4 protein-coding genes and 2 pseudogenes are annotated in these 3,343 nt (G+C 59.2%); 1 reads left to right on the top strand and 5 read right to left on the bottom strand.

Going from position 1 to position 3,343, the window contains the following annotated elements; translation table 11 throughout:
- The coding region (locus AC1D0P_RS25400) for a hypothetical protein (protein ID WP_477679265.1) at positions 1–457 on the top strand (457 nt) is incomplete at its 5' end.
- Here the strand turns inward: AC1D0P_RS25400 and AC1D0P_RS25395 are convergent.
- From AC1D0P_RS25395 to AC1D0P_RS25375, 5 genes and pseudogenes are all read right to left on the bottom strand, one after another.
- Entirely contained in the window at positions 371–667 is a 297-nt protein-coding gene (locus AC1D0P_RS25395) for a protein-tyrosine phosphatase family protein (protein ID WP_477679264.1), read from the bottom strand. The genes AC1D0P_RS25400 and AC1D0P_RS25395 overlap by 87 nt on opposite strands.
- Positions 667–2,269, bottom strand: a pseudogene (tnpC, locus tag AC1D0P_RS25390) (IS66 family transposase). Before tnpC ends, AC1D0P_RS25395 begins: the two are co-directional and overlap by 1 nt.
- A gap of 62 nt (positions 2,270–2,331) precedes the next feature.
- On the bottom strand, positions 2,332–2,679 hold the full coding sequence (gene tnpB, locus AC1D0P_RS25385; protein WP_477679263.1) for an IS66 family insertion sequence element accessory protein TnpB: 348 nt from the start codon (positions 2,677–2,679) through the stop codon (positions 2,332–2,334).
- Positions 2,676–3,065, bottom strand: a complete 390-nt coding sequence (gene tnpA / locus AC1D0P_RS25380; RefSeq protein ID WP_477679262.1) for an IS66-like element accessory protein TnpA — start codon at positions 3,063–3,065, stop codon at positions 2,676–2,678. Before tnpA ends, tnpB begins: the two co-directional genes overlap by 4 nt.
- A gap of 81 nt (positions 3,066–3,146) precedes the next feature.
- Positions 3,147–3,343: pseudogene (locus tag AC1D0P_RS25375) on the bottom strand (IS630 family transposase); the annotation flags it as partial.

The following is a 3,343-nucleotide window of genomic DNA, read 5'->3' as shown; positions in this document are numbered from 1 at the left end:
GACATACGAAATCAAAAAATCGGGTGACTCATGGACATTTGAGAAAACGTTTTCGGTCACGTCAGACACCTTTGGTATTAACGTCGCTGTGCAATCCGATGGCAGTGATATTTCCATTCTGGGCAAGGTACACGGTGATCAGATTGCCGTCGTCAGTGCAGCCGACAACACGACCATTCATGTTGAATCGTCTGCAAAGTTGACCGGCCTCTCTGGGCTTGGCCTTTTCGGCGATAATGTTTCCGTTATCAACGATAGCAAGATCGTTACGGCGGGCTATGGCGTCCTCAGCAATGCTACCCACCTGACATTGACGAATGAAAACATCATCAAAGGCGATTTCGGCATCTATATCGTAACCGTCCGATTGTTACCGCAGGGGCTTTGCCTTGATGCGGGCAACGAGTTCTTCGTCGTCGACGAAGGTTTCAAGGAAGTCGTGCCATTTGTTGGCTGAACGGCGGGCGTCGGCGAGCATCTGGCTGAGTTCGTCGATCCCATCATCGGAGAGCGCTGTGATGGCTTCATCTTCTCCGGTTACGACGTTGATGATATTGCCGTAGCTCAGATTGTCATCGTTGCGGTTGATCGCTCGAAGCAGATCAGAATCCTCATTGAGCATTTTCGCGACATAGCCGATGCTGAAGACATGGGTGATCGTCGCCATCAGGCGGCCTCGGCGGTGGCAGCAGTGGCGGGTTGCCAGTTCCAGGGCAGCAGTTCATCGAGCCGATTGATCTTATGATCGTGGATGCGGTCGAGCACATCGGCCAGATAGGCCTGCGGATCGAGGCCGTTCATCTTGGCGGTCTCGATGATCGTCATGGCCCGGGCGAGCGTCTCCGCGCCGGTGTCGGCGCCGGCGAACAACCAATTCTTTCTTCCGATTCCGATCGGACGCAACGCCCGCTCGGCGGCATTGTTGTCGATGRCGACACGGCCATCCTCCAGGAACAGGCTCAATGACGACCAGCGGCTCAGGCCATAACGGAAGGCCTGCGCCAGGTCGCCTTTGCCCGGAATGCGCGTCAGTTGCGCTTCGGCCCAGACACGCAACACTTCGACCTTTTGCTTGCTGTGCTTTTGACGCGCGGCAAGCCGGATATCGGCAGGCTTGCCGGCAATGTCGCGTTCGATATCGTAGAGCGCACCGATGCGGTCGAGAGCCTCGCGGGCGATCTCGGATTTGTTCGAGGTCCAGATGTCATGGAAGTCGCGCCGCCAATGCGCCCAGCACGCCGCTTCACGTAGGCGCTGTGTCCCGTTGGGCAAAGGTTGGTAAAGCTTGCCGTAGCCCTTGTAGCCATCGGCTTGCAGGATGCCGCTTGCCTCTCTGAGGTGATGGTGGACGTGGTCTTCCTTCCAGTCCGGAGCAAAGTAATAGACCGCACCCGGCGGAGCGCCGCCGGCCCATGGACGTTGGTCTCTCACATAGGTCCAGATCCTGCCCTTCTTCACCCCCTTGCCCAAGCCTTTGTCTCGCATGGAGCGGTCCAGCACCCGGATCGGTGTGTCGTCGGCATGAAGCAGGTCGCTTGCCATAATGGCAGTCTTGGAGCACCCGCATRGCACGCCCACACCAGTCGACCAGCGTGCTGTCGGGGATATCGGCGCCCATGCGGGCGAAGATCTCGCCCAGGCGATAGAGCGGCAGATGGTCATCGAACTTCGAGACCAGGATGTAAGCCAGCAGGCCGGCGCCCGCCATGCTGCCCGGGATCGGACGGCTGGGTGCGGGCACCTGCACCATCTTCTCGCAGCAGCGGCAGGACTTCTTCAGTCGAGCCACCTCGATGACCTTCATCTGCGCGGCGATCATGTCGAGGATTTCGCTGACATCCTCACCGACCAGACGCAATTCGCCGCCACAGGAGGGGCACAGGTTGCCGGGATCGAGTTCCCTGCGCTCGCGAACCGCCTTCTCCGATACGCGGGGACGACGGCGCATCATCCTTTCGGCAGTGTTTGCCTCAGCCGGAACAGGCGCAGGCTCATCGGCCTCTTCGATCGGCTTGCTGTCGTTCTCCGCCGCGGCAATCAAGAGATCCTCCAGCGCCAGTTCCAGCTGCTCGATTTCCCGCTCGATCTTTTCCGACGACTTGCCGAAGACCTGTTTCTTGAGCTTGGCAATGCGCAACCGCAGGCTCTGGATCAACTGGTCATGGGCCAGCAACGTTGCCGACATCTTCGCGTTTTCCGCCTGCAAGGCAGCGATCATCGCCTTGAGAAAGGCCGGATCATCGGGAAGATTTTGGCGCGCGTTTGACATGACCCTGACTATCACGCCTCAGGAGGAATTGCCATAAAAACAAGCAGTTTCAGACAGATAAATCAGCCGACACGCGCCGGCGGCGCACCCCAGTCCGGCCGCCGCCAATCAATTCCTTCCCATAACATCGCCATTTGCGCCGATGTCAGCCGCGCCGTCCCATCAGCAGCCGAYGGCCAYGGRAAGCGGCCCTTCTGCAAGACCTTGTAATAGAGGCAGAACCCCTGGCCATCAAAATAGAGAAGTTTCAAACGGTCACCACGACGCCCTCGAAACGCAAACACCGCTCCGCCTGTCGGCTTCTGTCGCAACACATCCTGCGTCAGGGCAGCCAGGCCCTCGATGCCCTTGCGCATGTCCGTAAACCCGCAGGCCAGATAAACCCGAACGCCGGTCCCTGGGCCAATCATGCCGTCTCCACCGCACGAATGAGCCGCATCAGCAGCGCCGTATCAACCCCGCCGTCAAAGCGAAGGCTCCGACCGCAGTTCAGTCGCAATTCGATCATCCCAGCATGACCGCCGATCGTATCACCACGGACCGGACCGTCCTGCAATGCGGCGACCTCTACAGGGATGAAAGCCACACTCGACGATTGACAGGAAACCGCTTTCCTCTTCAGCTCACGCCGCCAGCTGTAGATCTGCTGCCGTGTCACATCGTGCCGGTGGGCGACTTCGCTCACCGTCGCGCCATCGATCCCGACCGACATCACAATCGCGCGCTTCTTCGCATCATCCCAGCGACGACGCCGTTCCTGACCAAGAATTTCCACCCGCACCGCATAACCTCGCATAAGACACGTCGCTAACGACGTCGTTAAACACGTGTCTTACCCCAGCGCGGCGAGTTCCGGCAGGCGGCCTCAATCGGACGGTTACGGTGGCGGGGGCAGAATGGTGATGTTTGGTGGCACGGACAAGGCATTGGAAATGTGCCATCCCGTCTGGTCCATGATGAGGATGGCATGGGCGTTTGTGGCGACATGGCGCGATTTCTCGGCCAGATGCTGGGTCATGGCATAGGTGTCGCTCCAAGGCATGACGAGGGCGGCAGCCTTGCCGAGCTTCGGAC

This window comes from Polaromonas sp. P1_G2 (genome assembly GCF_056405515.1).
This window is presented reverse-complemented; position numbering and strand designations above follow the sequence as displayed.